This is a genomic window from Pseudomonas putida group bacterium ESBL64, assembly GCF_045277175.1.
Lineage (GTDB): Bacteria > Pseudomonadota > Gammaproteobacteria > Pseudomonadales > Pseudomonadaceae > Aquipseudomonas > Aquipseudomonas alloputida.
In genome coordinates this window covers 5,812,191-5,828,225 of the sequence record NZ_CP145799.1, presented here as the reverse complement: position 1 = coordinate 5,828,225, position 16,035 = coordinate 5,812,191, and the positions used below count along the sequence as shown (strand labels likewise).

15 protein-coding genes are annotated in these 16,035 nt (G+C 63.3%); 3 read left to right on the top strand and 12 right to left on the bottom strand.

Annotated elements, in window-relative coordinates:
- Positions 1–32: 32 nt before the first annotated feature.
- Both V6093_RS26390 and V6093_RS26385 read right to left on the bottom strand, forming a co-directional pair.
- The gene (locus V6093_RS26390; RefSeq protein ID WP_019752084.1) at positions 33–2,459 is read right to left on the bottom strand and encodes a TonB-dependent receptor; all 2,427 of its coding nucleotides are present in this window, start codon (positions 2,457–2,459) and stop codon (positions 33–35) included.
- A 227-nt stretch (positions 2,460–2,686) separates the two neighbouring features.
- Positions 2,687–3,811: a sigma-70 family RNA polymerase sigma factor gene (locus V6093_RS26385; protein ID WP_014753891.1), complete on the bottom strand. Its 1,125-nt coding sequence runs from the start codon at positions 3,809–3,811 to the stop codon at positions 2,687–2,689.
- Positions 3,812–3,942: 131 nt separating this feature from the next.
- Between V6093_RS26385 and V6093_RS26380 the strand changes: the two genes are divergently transcribed.
- Positions 3,943–4,422, top strand: coding sequence for an LEA type 2 family protein (locus V6093_RS26380; protein ID WP_047604602.1), 480 nt, complete (start codon positions 3,943–3,945; stop codon positions 4,420–4,422).
- 20 nt (positions 4,423–4,442) lie between these two features.
- On the opposite strand, the gene V6093_RS26375 is transcribed toward V6093_RS26380, so the two are convergent.
- Complete coding sequence (locus tag V6093_RS26375) at positions 4,443–4,706, bottom strand: hypothetical protein (protein ID WP_003248880.1); 264 nt, start codon at positions 4,704–4,706, stop codon at positions 4,443–4,445.
- Between the two features lie 130 nt (positions 4,707–4,836).
- Between V6093_RS26375 and V6093_RS26370 the strand changes: the two genes are divergently transcribed.
- A complete protein-coding gene (locus tag V6093_RS26370; protein WP_003248878.1) occupies positions 4,837–5,157 on the top strand; it encodes a YqjD family protein in 321 nt (106 codons plus the stop codon).
- Positions 5,158–5,179: 22 nt separating this feature from the next.
- Here V6093_RS26370 and V6093_RS26365 read toward each other — a convergent pair whose 3' ends face one another.
- Positions 5,180–5,797 carry a tRNA-(ms[2]io[6]A)-hydroxylase gene (locus tag V6093_RS26365; RefSeq protein WP_003248869.1) on the bottom strand — a complete coding sequence of 206 codons (618 nt, stop codon included), beginning with the start codon at positions 5,795–5,797 and terminating at the stop codon, positions 5,180–5,182.
- 154 nt (positions 5,798–5,951) lie between these two features.
- On the opposite strand from V6093_RS26365, the gene V6093_RS26360 reads away from it, so the two are divergent.
- Positions 5,952–6,815 (top strand): universal stress protein, encoded by an 864-nt coding sequence (locus V6093_RS26360; RefSeq protein WP_012053126.1) that lies wholly within the window; start codon positions 5,952–5,954, stop codon positions 6,813–6,815.
- Between the two features lie 113 nt (positions 6,816–6,928).
- Here V6093_RS26360 and V6093_RS26355 read toward each other — a convergent pair whose 3' ends face one another.
- From V6093_RS26355 to V6093_RS26320, 8 genes are all read right to left on the bottom strand, one after another.
- The gene (locus V6093_RS26355; protein WP_012053127.1) at positions 6,929–7,132 is read right to left on the bottom strand and encodes a formate dehydrogenase subunit delta; all 204 of its coding nucleotides are present in this window, start codon (positions 7,130–7,132) and stop codon (positions 6,929–6,931) included.
- Positions 7,129–10,011 carry a formate dehydrogenase subunit alpha gene (gene fdhF, locus V6093_RS26350; RefSeq protein WP_047604600.1) on the bottom strand — a complete coding sequence of 961 codons (2,883 nt, stop codon included), beginning with the start codon at positions 10,009–10,011 and terminating at the stop codon, positions 7,129–7,131. The genes V6093_RS26355 and fdhF overlap by 4 nt, the downstream gene beginning before the upstream one ends.
- A complete protein-coding gene (locus V6093_RS26345; protein ID WP_014753897.1) occupies positions 10,008–11,567 on the bottom strand; it encodes an NADH-quinone oxidoreductase subunit NuoF in 1,560 nt (519 codons plus the stop codon). Before V6093_RS26345 ends, fdhF begins: the two co-directional genes overlap by 4 nt.
- Positions 11,561–12,043: a formate dehydrogenase subunit gamma gene (locus V6093_RS26340; RefSeq protein WP_003248859.1), complete on the bottom strand. Its 483-nt coding sequence runs from the start codon at positions 12,041–12,043 to the stop codon at positions 11,561–11,563. Before V6093_RS26340 ends, V6093_RS26345 begins: the two co-directional genes overlap by 7 nt.
- A 402-nt stretch (positions 12,044–12,445) precedes the next feature.
- A complete protein-coding gene (locus V6093_RS26335) occupies positions 12,446–12,967 on the bottom strand; it encodes a ProQ/FinO family protein (RefSeq protein ID WP_108079308.1) in 522 nt (173 codons plus the stop codon).
- Between the two features lie 122 nt (positions 12,968–13,089).
- Entirely contained in the window at positions 13,090–13,644 is a 555-nt protein-coding gene (locus V6093_RS26330) for a helix-turn-helix domain-containing protein (RefSeq protein WP_003248854.1), read from the bottom strand.
- Between the two features lie 183 nt (positions 13,645–13,827).
- Complete coding sequence (locus V6093_RS26325) at positions 13,828–15,186, bottom strand: aspartate aminotransferase family protein (RefSeq protein WP_014859680.1); 1,359 nt, start codon at positions 15,184–15,186, stop codon at positions 13,828–13,830.
- Between the two features lie 69 nt (positions 15,187–15,255).
- On the bottom strand, positions 15,256–16,029 hold the full coding sequence (locus V6093_RS26320) for a gamma-glutamyl-gamma-aminobutyrate hydrolase family protein (protein WP_265980201.1): 774 nt from the start codon (positions 16,027–16,029) through the stop codon (positions 15,256–15,258).
- Positions 16,030–16,035 lie beyond the last annotated feature (6 nt).

Here is a 16,035-nt window from a genome sequence, read left to right as displayed (position 1 = left end):
ACCCGCGAAAGGGCCGGTTCAGGCAACCACAATCAGTAAGCCATGCTCCAGGTCAGGGTGTAGGTCCGCCCGCGCCCCTGGTAGTCATACAGATACGCCGGCCCGTAGGTCGGCGAATAGAACAACGTCGCACGCTGTCCCCATACCGTGCTGTACTGTTTGTCCAGCACGTTCTGGATACCGGCACTGACGGTGCCGAAACCGGTGTCTTGGCTGCCCAGCAGGTCAAAGGTGGTGTAACCGTCAATCTCGTGATCGGCATCGTCCTTCAGGCTGAAGGCATGGTTGGCCTGCAACCGTACACTGCGGCCATCGCCCTTCCAGCCGACAAATGCGGTGGCCTTGGACAACGAGGCATAACGGGCATCGCGCTTGATCCAGCCGCCATCCTCGGCCTCTTCCTCGGAGCGTGTCATGTGCAATGTGCCGCCAGTTTCCCAGCCGGTCTGGAAGTGCCGGGTCAGTGCACCTTCAAAGCCAAAGTCGCGGCTTTTCTGCTCTTCCACGTCGATGGTCAGCGTTTGCGAATCGACGTTGATGATCTTGTCCGACCAGATGTAGTACAGCGCTGCCTGTGCATCCCAATCCAGGTCGGCATAGCGCCAGCCCACTTCCACCTGGCGGCTCTTGATACCGGCCAACGGGTTATCGGCCACGCTCAGGCCCGGCTTGCCGTAGTACTTGGCCGGGTCAGGCAGGTCGAAGCCTTCGCCATAGTTGCTCCACACCTGGTGGCCGTTCTTGAAGTCGTAGATGGCACCGACGTTGAACAGGTTGACCTGATAGTCGTTACTGCCGCCCGGCACGCCCTTGAAGTCGCTGACATCCACGTCCATCTGCTGGCGCCGGGCGCCACCGGACAACGTCAGGTTGTCGGTGGCATGCCAGTCCAGCTGGGCATACACCGACACACCATCCACCCGGTAGCTGGGGTAGCGTGCGGCCTTGCTGTCTTTTTCCAGCTCAAGGCCACCCGACTCGGACGAGGTCTGGGCGTTGAAGGTGGTCTGCTCGGCGTTGAAGCGCTCGCGGTCCAGGTCAACGCCGTAGGTCAGCTTCAGCGTATCCCACTGTTTGGCAAACAGGCCCTTGAGGCTGGTAACTTCGAAGTTTTGCTGCGAGGCGGCAAAGTACACCCCGCGCGAGCCGGTGGGCGTGGCACGGTTGTAGTACGGGAACGGGTAGAAGTTGTCGTCTTCCTTGCGGTACGAGGCCTGCAGGTAGAAGTCCTGGCCCAGCACGTCGGTGTGGTGGTAATTGGCGTTGAGCAGCAAGCGCCGCGTACGCGGCTCCAGGTCCGATGAATAACCGCTGCGCAGCTCGGCGTCTTCCAGGTCGGATGGCGCGTTGTAGTTCAGGTTGGGGAAGTAGATACCCGTGCTGCCGTGGTTGCCCGAGTCGTAGTACTGGGCCAACAGGTCGAGGCTCTGCTGGTCGTTCAGCTGCAGGCCCAAGGTACCGAGTACGTCGATGGTGCGGTTGTACTGCAGGTCGGTCTGGGTGTTGTCGATGAAGATCTGGTCGCCAGCACCATCGTAGAAGGCTTCGTTCTGCTCACCGGAAACGCCCAACCGGGCATTGACCCGTTCGTTGCCGCCGCTGACCGACTGGGCGAAGCGGGTGGCCAGGTCGTCGCTGTTGTTGAAACCGCTGCTGGCCCCCAACTGGGTCTCGAAGCGCGCCGGGCCAGGCTCGCCCTTTTTGGTCACGATGTTGATGATGCCGCCAGTGGCGCCACCGCCGTAGATGGCGCTGGCGCCAGACAGCACTTCGACGCGCTCGACGTTGAACGGCGAAATGCTGTCGAACTGGCGCGACAGGCCGCGGGAGCTGTTCTGGCTGACCCCGTCGATCATCACCAGCACGTTGCGCCCACGCATGTTCTGGCCGTAATTGGTGCGCCCTTCCGGCGCCAGGTCAAGGCCCGGTACCAGCTTGCCGATGGCTTCCTTCAGGCTGACGCCGCTGTCGATCTGCTCGCGCAATTGCTGTTGGTCGACCACCCAGACGGTCCCAGGGATTTCGCTGATGGCGGTGCTGGTGCGCGAGGCTACGCTGACTTCGATCGGCTTGAGGTTGACCGCCTGCGGCGCGGCTTCGGCCTTGCGCAGGGTGACGGTGCGAGCCTCGCTGAACTGCCAGCTCATGCCGCTGCCGGCCAACAACTGCTGCAGGGCCTGCTCGACACTGTAGTTGCCCTGCAACGCCGGGCTGACCTGGCCGGCGACATCGCCTGTGGTGTACAGCAGGTGCAGGCCGGCTTGGTCGGCGAAGGTGGTCAGCGCCTGGTCCAGCGGCTGGGCTGGCAGGTCGAGCTGGACCTGGCGAGCTTGCATCTGGGTCTGTTCGGCAGTCGTCGCGGCCCCTGCGTGCAGGGGGCCGAGCAACAGGGCCATGGCACTGCAAGACATCAAGGCATGGTGAAAAGGACCGCGACGGCGGTGCAAGGGCTTGAGCATCAGAGGCACGAATGAGCTTCCTGACAAGTCGTAAATGAGAATGGGTTGCTGATCAGTCTCACTACGACGATCTGGCTTGCAGGAACTTGCAGTGCCAAATGGAAAATATTTTTATTTCTGTCCGGCCTCTTCGCGGGCAAGCCCGCTCCTACAACGACTGCGCCCGCCTGAAGATTGTGCGATCTGTGCAGGAACGGGCTTGCCGCTAAGAGGCCGGCACAGGCTGATCAATGCACCACGGCCAACCACGGCAGGTAAGTCACCTTCAGGCCATACCGCTGCTCCAACGTGCGCAACAGGGCCTCAGGTTCATCCAGGTCAAACACCCCGCTCACTTCCATCGCAGCCAGCTTGCTGTCGGACAACACAATGCGCCCATGCCGGTATCGCTCAAGCTCCGTCAGCACCTGCCCCAGCGGTTTGCCGTTGAAGATCAGCTTGCCACGCTGCCAGGCCATCTGCGTGCCGGCATCGGCCGCCACCGCCAGTTCATGTTCACCCACCTTGGCTTCACCGCGTGCCAACACGACGTGGCCATCGCGCTGCACGCTGAAGGTGGCGGCATTGCCCTGCACCCGCGCACCGGCCGTTTCGACCACGAACGGACGTGAATCATCGGCGGTCTCGAACAGCGCCTCACCCGCATCGAGTACCACACGCCGCTCATGCTCGCTGAACGCCACGCTCAAGGCACTGGCGCTGTTCAGCGTGACCCGTGTGCCATCTGCCAGGGTAATGACCTGCCGCTCGCCCACGGCGGTGTGGTAATCGGCCAGCAGCATCGGGGCTTGCTGCCAACCCGCCACGGCGGCGACCAGCAACACCACCGATGCCGCCACACCCGCCTGCTTCAGCCGGCCGCGGCAATGGCGCAAGGCCTGGCCGATATACTTTGCCACCATGCTCTCGGAAACCCCCAGGCGTTGAGCGACCTGCTTCTGGGTCAGGCCCTCGACACGGTTGAGCAACAGCGCCTGGCGGGCATTGTCGGGCAACTGCAACAGGGCCTGGTCAAGAATCTGCAAGCGCTCGCGGGCCAGCAACGCCGCCTCGGGTGCCGGCGCCGGACAGGCCACCTCACAGGCTCCGTCGCTGTCGTCGTGGCTGGCGGCGATGCGTTGCTCACGGCGCAAGGCGTCAATCGCCAGGTTGCCGGCCACACGGAAGATGAAACTGCGCGCGTGCACCACCGGCACCGCCTGCTCGTCGATGTTCACCAGCTTCAGGTAGGTTTCCTGCGCCACATCGGCCGCGCGCTGACGGTCGCTCATGCGCCGCGTCAGAAACTGCAGCAGGTCGTCGTAGTGCTCCTGGAAGCTTGCCAGCAGGCCCGACATGGGTGAAGTCAGCATGATTGTGGAACAGCCAGTAAGAGAGGTTATCGGGCGTTAATGAGAAACAGTATCTTTCATATGAACCGATACTTTCAACGTCGACGCACATTTGCCACACTGCCAGCTCCACTCCGGCAAGGTCACAGCCCATGACTGCCCGTCTGTACCGATACACCCGCCTGTTTCTGGTCCTGCTGATGGCCTTTGGCCTCGCGGCCTGTGCGCTGTTCCAGCCACGCGACCCGGTGAACATCAGCGTGATCGGCATCGAACCACTGCCCGGGCAGGAGCTGGAACTGCGCATGGCGGTGAAAATGCGGGTGCAAAACCCCAATGAGGCACCGATCGATTACAACGGCATCGCCTTGAACCTGGAAGTGAACGGCCAGCCGCTGGCCGCTGGTGTCAGTGACCAGCAGGGGCACATTGGCCGCTACGACGAAGCGGTGATCGTGGTGCCGGTAAGCATCACGGCGTTTTCCTTCCTGCGCCAGGCCTATGGGCTGGGCAAGGTAGATTCGCTGCAGGGTCTACCCTACAAGCTGCGCGGCAAACTGGCCGGCGGGCCGCTGGGGACCGTGCGTTTTACCGATGAAGGCAAGCTGGACCTGCCCAAGGGCACCTACTGATAAGCGCCGGGCGGGTGTGCTCAGCGGTTGGCGCTGGCTGCGGCCATCAGCTTGTTGACTTCGCTGCGCACCATGCTGGCGTATTCAGGCGGCGTCATGCCGTCCAGTTCGGCGCGCACCCACTCGGCCCATTTGCCCTTGCGCCGTGGCTTTTCGGCAATCAGCCGGGCGGCTTCGCCCTTGGCTTTGCCCAGGTTGTTCTGCCACATCTCGAACAACCGGGCCTTCTCTGCCTCGATCTGCGCCCGTTCCTCGAAGCTCATGTTGGCCAGATTGAAACTCATGAAGGTACCTGCAGGTTTGAAAATGGCCGCTATCTTACACCCAGGCACAGCATCACCGGAAAGTCGCCGCAACTTTCCCGACGTGGCGGCATCCATTGTTCACATCACCCCCATTGACGAGGACGAGTTCATGGCCCGGAAAAACGCCACGCTGGCGGACAGCGATCAGATCAAGGACCAGGTATTCAGCGAACTGCAATCGCTGATAGAAGAATCGGAAAAACTGCTGAACGACAGTGCCGCACTGGTCGGCGAAGAAGCAGAGACGCTGCGCGCCCAGGTGAGCCTGAAGCTGCGCCAGGCACGCCAGGCGGCGAGCAACGTGCGCAGCAAGGCGCAACCGGTGGTGGACGCCACTCAGGACTACATCGGCGGCCACCCCTGGCAGACCGTGGCCATTTCCGCCGGCCTCGGGTTGGCGGTAGGCCTGCTACTGGGTCGGCGCAGTTAAGGCCTGCGCCGCCTGGTGCACATCAGGCGGCCAAAGCCTGCGGGATGCCGCTGTGGAAGCGCAGTTCCTGGTCTGGCGACTGGATCAGCTCCATTTCCGCAGCGCGTACCAGCTCGACACGGCGGGCGATGTCCGCCTCATCACCGTAGTTGTGCGCCAGTTTCAGGTAGCCCTGGTAGTGGCGCGCTTCGCTTTTCAGCAACCCGTGGTAGAAGCGGCCCAGCTCTTCATCCAGATGTGGCACCAGCGCGGCAAAACGTTCGCAACTGCGCGCCTCGATGAACGCCCCCACCACCAGTGTATCCACCAGCTTGACCGGCTCGTGGGCGCGCACCAGTCGGCGCAACCCCGACGCGTAACGCCCCGCCGATACCGGGCGCAACGGCACCCCACGACGCTTCATGAGGCGTAACACCTGTTCGTGATGCACCAGCTCCTCGCGGGCCAGGCGCGACATCATGTTGATCAGATCAAGGTGAGTGTTGTACTTGGCGATCAGGCTCAAGGCCGTGCTGGCGGCCTTGAACTCGCAGTTCTTGTGGTCGATCAGCAGGGTTTCCTGGTCGGCGAGCGCCGCTTCGATCCAGGCGTCTGGCGTCGGGCAGCCAAGAAAGGCGTCGATTTCGGGGATCAGGGACATAAGCGTGCAACCACACAGAACAGGCAGGGCCGGCGATTATACCGGCGGCGGCTGGCGATGCCAGTGACTATGCTTGATGTACATCAAGCGCTGGAGGGGGAAGCGCCGACTATAGTCAGGCATTGGTCGCCATCATCGAAGGGAGTTAACGCCCATGCAAGCCGTCCGCAGCATTCTCGTCGTCCTCGACCCCGCGCACGCTCACAGCCGGGCGCTTACGCGCGCCAAGCTGATTGCAGGCGTCACGGGCGCACGCCTGCACTTGCTGATGTGTGACAAGCGGCATGATCACAGTGCGCTGCTCAGCCTGCTGAGCAGCCAGTTGCATGATGACGGCTACGCCAATGTCACCCATGAAGAGGGCTGGCGCGACAGCCTGCACGACACCATCATCCATGTACAGCAGGCCGAAGGCTGCGAACTGGTGATCAAGGAACACCGCCCGGACAACCCGCTGAAAAAGGCCCTGCTCACCCCCAGCGACTGGAAGCTGCTGCGCCAATGCCCGGGTACCGTGCTGATGGTCAAGAGCGAACGGCCGTGGACCGGGGGCAAGATTTTGGCGGCGGTGGACGTGGGTAACCAGGACGAAGACCACCGCCGCCTGCATGCCAGCATCATCGACCACGGCTTCGAGATTGCCAAACTGGCCAAGGGAGAACTGCATGTCATCAGCGCCCACCCGTCGCCGATGCTGTCAGCGTCGGACCCGGCCTACCAGCTGAGCGATACGATCGAAAAACGCTACCGTGAAGCATGCAAGGCGTTCCAGGCCGAATACGGCATCAGCGATGAGTGCCTGCACGTGGCCGAAGGGCCAGCGGATGTGTTGATTCCACATACCGAAAAGAAGCTCAATGCAGTGGTGACCGTGATAGGCACGGTGTGCCGCACGGGGATTTCCGGGGCGTTGATTGGCAATACCTCGGAAGTGGTGCTGGATGCGCTGGAGGGCGATGTGCTGGTGCTCAAGAGCGAAGAAGCCATCGCCCACCTGGCGGAGCTGGCCCGCGGCTGAGTAGGCAATATGCAGGCCCCTTGTAGGAGCGGGTTCACCCGCGAATGCGTCATTGATTTCAACGCCACATTCGCAGGCAAACCCGCCCCAAGGTTCCGTTGCCGCCCGGGAATCTAGACCAACGCCTCCCGCACCTTCGGGTCAAGCCCCTCCCCCGCATGGGCCTCGCTCCACTCCGCCAGCTGCCGGCGCATGGCCGGCGTCCAGAAGCTCTGCAAATGCTGCCGCACCCCTTGCACCGCCAGCGCCGGATCAGGCTCGCTGTCGAAGTAATGGGCAATCTGGTTGGCCATCTTGACCAGGTTTTCACTGCTCATCGGCGAACCTCGGCTTTCTCCGCAGCACGGCGCTCTTTCAGCAGCCGCTGCTGTTCATCACTGAAGTCCTGATAGCGCTTCTGCCATTGCGATGGCTGGAATACTTTCACCACTTCCACTGCCGTCACCTTGTACTCGGGGCAGTTGGTTGCCCAGTCGGAGTTGTCGGTGGTGATCACGTTGGCACCCGACTCCGGGAAGTGGAAGGTGGTGTACACCACGCCCGGCGCCACCCGCGCACTGACCTTGGCACGCAGCACAGTCTGCCCGGCGCGGCTGCCGATGCCGACCCAGTCACCGTCGTGGATGCCACGGCTTTCCGCGTCGGTCGGGTGGATCTCCAGGCGGTCGGCATCATGCCAGGCAACGTTGGCAGTGCGCCGGGTCTGGGCGCCGACGTTGTACTGGCTGAGAATGCGCCCGGTGGTCAGCAGCAACGGGTAGCGGTTGTTGACCTTTTCATCGGTGGGCACGTAGCCGGTGAGCATGAAGCGGCCCTTGCCACGCACGAACTGGTCGATGTGCATGGTCGGCGTGCCGTCTGGCGCAGCGTCGTTGCACGGCCACTGCAGGCTGCCATGGCGGTCGATTTCCGCGTAGCTGACACGACGGAAGGTCGGCGTCAGGCGGGCGATCTCGTCCATGATCTCGGACGGGTGGCGGTAGTTCATCGGGTAGCCCAGGGCGTTGGCCAGGGCCACGGTAGCTTCCCAGTCGGCCTTGCCTGCCAGCGGCTCCATGACCTTGCGCACCCGCGAAATACGCCGCTCGGCGTTGGTGAAGGTGCCGTCCTTTTCCAGGAACGAACTGCCCGGCAGGAACACATGGGCGAACTTGGCAGTTTCGTTGAGGAAAATGTCCTGCACCACCACGCACTCCATGGCGAGCAAGGCCGCCGTGACGTGCTGGGTGTTGGGGTCGCTCTGGGCGATGTCCTCACCCTGGCAGTACAGCGCCTTGAAGCTGCCATCCAGCGCCGCCTCGAACATATTGGGAATGCGCAGACCCGGGTCGGGCTGCAAGGTCACGCCCCAGGCCCGTTCGAACTCGGCGCGCACGCCCTCGTTGGAGACATGCCGGTAGCCGGGCAGCTCGTGGGGGAACGAGCCCATGTCGCACGAGCCCTGCACGTTGTTCTGCCCGCGCAGCGGGTTCACCCCTACCCCTTCACGGCCGATGTTGCCAGTGGCCATGGCCAGGTTGGCAATGCCCATCACTGCGGTGCTGCCTTGGCTGTGCTCGGTCACACCCAGGCCGTAGTAGATGGCCGCGTTGCCGCCGGTGGCATACAGCCGTGCCGCAGCGCGGATCTGCTCAGGTGGCACGCCACAAACCGGGCCGAGCACCTCGGGAGCGTTGTCTGGCAGGCTGACGAAGTCGCGCCAACGGGCAAAGTCTTCGGTTTCGCAGCGGGCATCGATGAAGCGCTGGGCCAGCAGGCCCTCGGTGACGATCACGTGGGCCAGGGCGTTGAGCATGGCCACGTTGGTGCCCGGGCGCAGTTGCAGGTGCAGGTCGGCGCGGGCGTGCGGCGAGTCGACCAGGTCGATGCGCCGTGGGTCGATCACGATCAGCCGCGCCCCCTGGCGCAGGCGGCGCTTGAGTTGCGAGCCGAACACCGGGTGGGCGTCGGTGGGGTTGGCGCCAATCACCAGCACAACGTCGGCCTGCATCACCGAGTCGAAGCTTTGCGTGCCGGCTGACTCACCCAGGGTCTGCTTCAGGCCATAACCGGTGGGCGAATGGCACACCCGTGCGCAGGTGTCGACGTTGTTGTTACCAAACGCCGTGCGCACCAGTTTTTGCACCAGGTAGGCTTCTTCGTTGGTACAGCGGCTGGAGGTGATGCCGCCGATGGAGTCGCGCCCGTATTTGAGCTGGATGCGGCGGAACTCGCTGGCGGCATAGGTCACGGCCTCGTCCCAGCTGACTTCCTGCCACGGGTCTTCCAGGCGCTTGCGGATCATCGGTTTGGTGATGCGGTCCGGGTGGGTGGCGTAGCCCCAGGCAAAGCGGCCCTTGACGCAGGCGTGGCCGTGGTTGGCGCCACCGTTCTTGTCCGGGACCATGCGCACCAGCTGGTCACCCTTGATTTCGGCGCGGAACGAGCAGCCAACGCCGCAGTAGGCGCAGGTGGTAATGACCGAACGCTCAGGCTGGCCAAGCTGCACCAGGCTCTTTTCCGTGAGGGTCGCGGTCGGGCAGGCCTGCACGCAGGCGCCGCACGACACGCATTCGGAAGCCAGGAAGTTTTCGCCACCCGCTGCCGCCACCCGCGATTCGAAACCGCGCCCGGTAATGGTCAGGGCGAACGTACCCTGGATGTCCTCGCAGGCGCGCACACAGCGGCTGCAGACGATGCACTTGCTCGGCTCGTAGTCGAAATACGGGTTGGAAACGTCTTTTTTCTCGTCCAGGTGGTTGGCGCCGTCATAGCCGTAGCGCACCTCACGCAGGCCCACCTGGCCGGCGACGGTCTGCAGCTCGCAGTTGCCGTTGGCCGAACAGGTCAGGCAGTCCAGCGGGTGGTCGGAAATGTACAGCTCCATCACGTTGCGACGCAGGCCGGCCAGGCGCGGGGTTTCGGTACGCACCACCATGCCTTCGCTGACTGGCGTGGTGCAGGATGCCGGGTAGCCGCGCATGCCTTCGATTTCCACCATGCACATGCGGCAGGAGCCGAAGGCTTCGAGGCTGTCGGTGGCGCACAGTTTGGGGATGCTGGTGCCCAGCATGGCGGCGGCGCGCATGACCGAGGTGCCAGCAGGCACGCTGATGGCGCGGCCGTCGATGCTCAGGCTGATCTGCACGTCGCTTTCGCGGGCCGGGGTGCCGAGGTCGCTGCTTTTATCAGAAGCGGGGTCGAAGAAATTGATCACTGTGCGGCCTCCGTGGTGGTCAGCCCAAAATCGGCGGGGAAGTACTTGAGCGCGCTGGCCACCGGATAGGCAGTCATACCGCCCATGGCGCACAACGAACCGTACTGCAGGGTGTCGCACAGGTCGCGCAGCAACAGCGCCTGGTCATGGCGCTCGGTGATGTCACTGCTGGCGATCAACCGGTCGACCACTTCCATGCCCCGGGTGGAGCCGATGCGGCACGGGGTGCACTTGCCGCAGGACTCTTCGGCACAGAACTGCAGGGCGAAACGCGCCATGCTGGCCATGTTCAACGTATCGTCGGCCACCACCACACCGCCGTGGCCGAGCATCGCGCCCACGGCAGCAAACGCTTCATAGTCCAGTGGGGTGTCGAAATGGCTGGGGGGTACCCAGGCACCAAGCGGGCCACCGACCTGCGCGGCCTTCAGCGGCCGGCCACTGGCCGTGCCACCGCCATAGCCTTCCACCAGCTCGCGCAGGGTCAGGCCGAACGCGCGCTCGACCAGGCCACCCTGGCGAATGTTGCCGGCCAGTTGGAACGGCATGGTGCCCAGCGAGCGGCCCATGCCGAAATCGCGATAGAACGCTGCCCCCTTGGCCAGAATGATGGGCACCGAAGCCAGCGTAAGCACGTTGTGCACCAGCGTCGGCAGGCCGAACAACCCTTGCAGCGCAGGCAGCGGTGGCTTGGCGCGGACAATGCCACGCTTGCCTTCGATGGATTCGAGCAGCGCGGTTTCTTCCCCGCAAATATAGGCGCCGGCGCCCACCCGCACCTCCAGGTCGAACGCCTGGCCGCTGCCGGCTACGTCAGCACCCAGGTAGCCAGCGTCACGCGCGATGGCGAAGGCCTGGTCGAGTACCCGGATGGCATCGGGATACTCCGAGCGCACATAGATATAACCCTTGTCGGCACCCACGGCGAGGCCGGCAATGATCATGCCCTCGATCAGCAGGAAGGGGTCGCCCTCCATCAGCATGCGATCAGCGAACGTGCCCGAGTCACCCTCGTCGGCGTTGCACACCACGTACTTCTGCCCGGCGCCAGCATCACGCACAGTGCGCCACTTGATGCCGGCCGGGAACGCCGCACCACCACGGCCACGCAGGCCGGAATCGAGCACTGCGGCAACCACTTCGGCACCGTCCAGCGCCACGGCGGCCTCGAGGCCTGCGAAACCGCCATGGGCACGATAGTCGTCCAGTGACAATGGGCGGGTGATGCCCGCGCGTGCGAACAGCAAGCGTTGCTGGGTCTTGAGATAGGGTATTTCTTCGACCGGCCCCAGTGCCAGCGAGTGGCCACCGGGTTCGCCCGCCAAGGCATCAAGCAGTGACGGCACATCGTGTGGCGTAATCGGGCCGAAACCCAGGCGCCCTTGCGCACTGTCGCACTCGATCAGCGGCTCCAGCCAGTAAAGCCCGCGCGAGCTGGTGCGCTGGATGTCCAGCGGCAACTGGCGGCGCTCGGCCTCATGCAGCAGGGCCTCGGCAACCTGATCGGCACCCACGGCACGGGCTACCGAATCACAGGGAATATACAGCTTCAGCATGCTGAGTCCTCCCGGCAACCGTTGACCAAGTCCCGCAGGCGCTCAGGGGTGAGGCGCGCGTGCACCTGGCCGTCCAGCTCCAGCGCTGGCGAGCAGGCACAGGCACCCAGGCAATAAACAGGGCGCAGGCTGATGGCGCCGTCGGCGCTGGTGCCGTGATCGTCCAGTGCCAACTGTTCACGCAATTGCGCGGCCAGGGCTTCGGCGCCACGGCTCTGGCACGATTCGGCACGGCACAGGCGCAGGGTGTGGCGAGCGGGCGGCGCGGTGCGGAAGTCGTGATAAAAACTGATAACCCCACGCACTTCAGCCAGGCTGAGGTTGAGGGCATGGGCGATCTCGGGAACAGAAGCGTCGGGGATGTAACCCAGCTCGTGCTGGACGGCATGCAGGATCGGCAACAGGGCACCCGGGGTGTCCTTGTCGCGGGCCAGAATGCGCTGGATTACAGGCAGGTGGAGCAATTCATCAGGCATACAGCGGACCTCGGCATCACGGACCCTGCCTGATTTTTTTTAAGGGGCAGGTTTCCGGCGTGTTCTGCTGCGGCGCACCGCCCACGTCACAGTTGCGTGGTACTGGCGGCCTCCTCGCCCACGGCCGCACGTCTGCGCGCACTGACCCTTGGGCATCCTGCTAGCATGGCACTTGTAGCGCCGAGGGGTTGCATGCGAGCGACCAGGCGCATTCTGAAACCGACGAACGTGGTTACGCCCCGGCATCATCTGCCGCGGCTTGCCGATCAGGTGGGTCTTGAAACCATCGTTGCATGCACCAGGCCCTCGAAACCGAACCTGGTCCATTGCCGGGCCTGCCAGACGGCAGCCCCGGCAATGGGCTGCCATCCAGCATGGCTACGGGGCAGAACGCGACTGAGTTCAGTCGGTAGACTTCACCGTTGCGGTGTCGGCGGCGGGGGCCGGAGCCTGGGCCTGGACCTGGGCCTTTGACTTCGCTCGATTGCGTCGATCCTGGCTGCGTTGCCGCGCAGCCTGCTGCTTGGCATGCAGCGCCTGAGCGGCGGTCACAGTACCCGCGGCCTGACCGTTCAAGTCAAGGCGCGGAGCATTCTCCACCATGCTCGCCCAGTATCGAGCGCCCCGGCACCACGTGGAAATGCCCAGCTTGAGCTGTTCACGGGTTAACCCAAGCAGCTCCAGGTGTTGCTCGGCATCCTTGAAAATGCCCTCCTTGAGCGGCACCTTGGGGGCCGGGTTGACCGGGAAAGCCAAGGGAAAATGCTTCTGCAGTGGCCAGATCGCTGCCACCGCCGGGTCCATCTCACGCGGCTTCGCCTGCGGGGGCGACTTGCGCTTGGGCGGTTTCGCGCTCTCGGCCTTTACCTGCCCTTTTTCCGCCCGCAGGCGGTCTCGTAGCTCAGCTAGTTGTTCAAAACCCATTGTTCATTCACTGCTTCGAAGTTGATTGCGTGGTGCAAGGATACCCCATGCAGCCAGCACATTGCTTGCAGGCCAACTTTCCCGGCCAGCCCAGGCACAAGCGCATGCCTGTGCGACGGCCCTCAGCTGAACACCCAAAGCACGCGTGTGGGCTTGTCTGTCAGGTTGGCATACCGAAAACGGGCGTGGGGTTGCAACTGAAAACTGTCATTGGCGTACAGCGTGACCGGGTCAGCATCGCCCAACCACACCGTCAGTTCGCCTTCGAGCACGAAGCAACCCTGCTCCGAGCTGTCGTCCAGGTACTCCTCGCCACTGCTGGCCCCCGGCTGCAAATGGCTATCGAGCATGGAAAACGCACCCGTTATGGAGGGCGATGCCAGCACATCGGTGATGCCACCCGCCAGGTGCAGCGTGCGACGCTCGTGCGGGCGGGTCACCCAGTCGAGTTCGCGGGGTTTGTCCAGCTTGTAGAAGTAGGCTGTGGATACACCGAGCTCTTCGCTGATGGCTGTGAGATCGGCCACAGTCGGGCGTGACACGCCGCGTTCGACCTGGGACAGAAAGCCCACCGAACGGCCGATGCGCTGTGCCAGCTCGCCCAGTGTCAGGCCCTTGAACTTGCGCAGGTCGCGAATCAGTACTGCCAGGCCTTCGATTTCTTCGTGCACTTTCATGGTTGAATCGCGACTTTCAGACGGGAAATGGATGCCCAGAAAAGTACAGGATTCATTTCACAAAGCAAAATGCTTTGCGGAAGGTGCCTGACGTGAAATGTACGATTGCGGCACCGATCGAGCACCGCGCAGGCGGCGCTCGATCTCACAGGTGCTGAGAACAGCTAACCAGGCCCTCCGTCCTTACCGAACAGCCTCATAGGTCAGGTCCAGGCACTTGCGGGCTTTTTCCACCAGTTCGTCGATCTCTTCGATACTGATCACCAGCGGTGGCGCGATGATCATGGTGTCGCCTACAGCGCGCATGATCAGGCCGTTGTCGAAGCAGTGCTGGCGACAGATCATGCCGACACCTTTGCCTTCATAACGGGCCCGGGTGGCCTTGTCTTTCACCAACTCGATCGCACCGAGCATGCCCAGGCCGCGCACTTCGCCTACCAGCGGGTGGTCGGCCAGTTCGCGCAGGCGTTGTTGCAGATAAGGCGCGGTTGTATCGTGCACCTGCTGGATGATCTGCTCGTCACGCAGGATCCGCAGGTTCTCCAGGCCCACCGCTGCCGCCACCGGGTGGCCGGAATAGGTGAAGCCGTGGTTGAAGTCGCCGCCTTCGCTGATCACCTTGGCCACCTCGTCACGCACGATCACCCCGCCCATGGGGATGTAACCGGAGGTCAGGCCCTTGGCGATGGTCATCAGGTCAGGCTTGAGGTCGTAATAATCGGTGCCGAACCACTCACCGGTACGGCCGAACCCGCAGATCACTTCGTCGGCGACGAAGAGGATGTCGTACCTGGCCAGGATGTCCTTGATCTTCGGCCAATAGGTCTGCGGCGGAATGATCACGCCACCGGCGCCCTGGATCGGCTCGGCGATGAAGGCGGCAACGTTGTCCACGCCAACTTCGAGGATCTTCTTCTCCAGTTGCTCGGCCGCCCACACACCGAAGTCGGCCTCGGTCATGTCGCCGCCTTCGCCAAACCAGTACGGCTGCGGGATGTGCACGACATCCGGGATCACCCCGCCCTGCTGGTGCATGCCACTCATGCCGCCCAAGGCCGCGCCCGCCACGGTAGAGCCGTGGTAGCCGTTGATGCGGCCAATGATGACCTTCTTGTTCTTCTGGCCCTTCAGAGCCCAGTAATGGCGGACCATGCGCAGCACGGTGTCGTTGCCTTCGGAGCCGGAACCGGTGAAGAACACGTGGTTCATGCCTTGCGGGGCCACCTCGGCGATCGCCTTGGCCAGCTCCAGCGCGGGCGGGTGCGCGGTCTGGAAGAACAGGTTGTAGTAAGGCAACTGCTTCATCTGCTGGCTGGCGACATCGGCCAGCTCATCGCGACCATAGCCGACCGCCACGCACCACAGGCCGGCCATGCCATCGAGAATCTTGTTGCCCTCGCTGTCCCACAGGTACACGCCCTTGGCCGAGGTGATGATGCGCGGGCCTTTCTCGGCCAGTTGCCTGACATCGCTGAACGGGGCCAGGTGATGGTCGCGGCTCATGGTTTGCCAGGCAAGGGTCTGCGAATTCTGTTCACTCATTGACTTCACTCCATCAAGTTGCGCAGCCGCGCTGCGAGGGTATTTTTTACAGGTGGGAAAGGCCGCTGCTCAGGCAGACAGCAACAGCCTCTGGCGCAGTACCGAGCGGTGCCGGCAGGCCTTGCCAAAGGACTGGAAGATGGCCAGGTAATGGGGGTTATCCATGACCTGGAACTCGGGGTGCCATTGCACACCCAGGGCAAAACCCTTGCTGTTCTCGACCGAAATCGCTTCCACCAGGCCATCGGGCGCCAGCGCTTCCACCCTCAGCCCGGGGGCCAGTACGTCGATGCCTTGGCCGTGGATGGAATTGACGTCGAATATTGCCGGCAAGCCCATACGGTCGAGCATGCCGCCAGGCTCTACATGCAGGGTGTGGCGCGGCCCATATTGCTTGTCGAGGGGCTCATCCTTGCCTTCGCGGTGGTCCATGAACATGCCGGTCTCGTGAACCTTCTGGTGCAGGGTGCCACCCAGCGCCACGTTCATTTCCTGGAAGCCACGGCAAATGCCGAGTACCGGTACACCGGCGGCGATGGCGGCGCGCATCAGCGGCAACGTGGTGGCATCGCGCAGAGGGTCGTGATGGGTGCCCGCAGCACTGGCCGGGCCGTTGTAGTGGTACGGCTCGATGTTGGACGGCGAACCGGTGAAGATCAGCCCATCCACCACGTCAAGAATATCGGCGCTGTTCATCAACTCACCGAGGCTGGGAATGACGATGGGCAGCCCACACGCCGCCTTGGCTGCCGCGCGCGCGTACTTCTCGCTGATGGTCTGGGTTGCATGCAGCTCAATCATGCTGGTGCATGCGGTAATGCCGATCACGGGCACACGTGGCATATCTTC

Coding starts and splice junctions, on each gene's coding strand:
- V6093_RS26375 (WP_003248880.1), bottom strand. CDS start 4,706: ATGAGTTTCAATCTGGCCAACATGAGCTTCGAGGAACGGGCGCAGATC.
- V6093_RS26335 (WP_108079308.1), bottom strand. CDS start 12,967: ATGGGTTTTGAACAACTAGCTGAGCTACGAGACCGCCTGCGGGCGGAA.
- V6093_RS26320 (WP_265980201.1), bottom strand. CDS start 16,029: ATGCCACGTGTGCCCGTGATCGGCATTACCGCATGCACCAGCATGATT.
- V6093_RS26345 (WP_014753897.1), bottom strand. CDS start 11,567: ATGCTGAAGCTGTATATTCCCTGTGATTCGGTAGCCCGTGCCGTGGGT.
- V6093_RS26390 (WP_019752084.1), bottom strand. CDS start 2,459: ATGCTCAAGCCCTTGCACCGCCGTCGCGGTCCTTTTCACCATGCCTTG.
- V6093_RS26365 (WP_003248869.1), bottom strand. CDS start 5,797: ATGTCCCTGATCCCCGAAATCGACGCCTTTCTTGGCTGCCCGACGCCA.
- V6093_RS26380 (WP_047604602.1), top strand. CDS start 3,943: ATGACTGCCCGTCTGTACCGATACACCCGCCTGTTTCTGGTCCTGCTG.
- V6093_RS26370 (WP_003248878.1), top strand. CDS start 4,837: ATGGCCCGGAAAAACGCCACGCTGGCGGACAGCGATCAGATCAAGGAC.
- V6093_RS26385 (WP_014753891.1), bottom strand. CDS start 3,811: ATGCTGACTTCACCCATGTCGGGCCTGCTGGCAAGCTTCCAGGAGCAC.
- V6093_RS26360 (WP_012053126.1), top strand. CDS start 5,952: ATGCAAGCCGTCCGCAGCATTCTCGTCGTCCTCGACCCCGCGCACGCT.
- V6093_RS26330 (WP_003248854.1), bottom strand. CDS start 13,644: ATGAAAGTGCACGAAGAAATCGAAGGCCTGGCAGTACTGATTCGCGAC.
- V6093_RS26355 (WP_012053127.1), bottom strand. CDS start 7,132: ATGAGCAGTGAAAACCTGGTCAAGATGGCCAACCAGATTGCCCATTAC.
- V6093_RS26340 (WP_003248859.1), bottom strand. CDS start 12,043: ATGCCTGATGAATTGCTCCACCTGCCTGTAATCCAGCGCATTCTGGCC.
- V6093_RS26325 (WP_014859680.1), bottom strand. CDS start 15,186: ATGAGTGAACAGAATTCGCAGACCCTTGCCTGGCAAACCATGAGCCGC.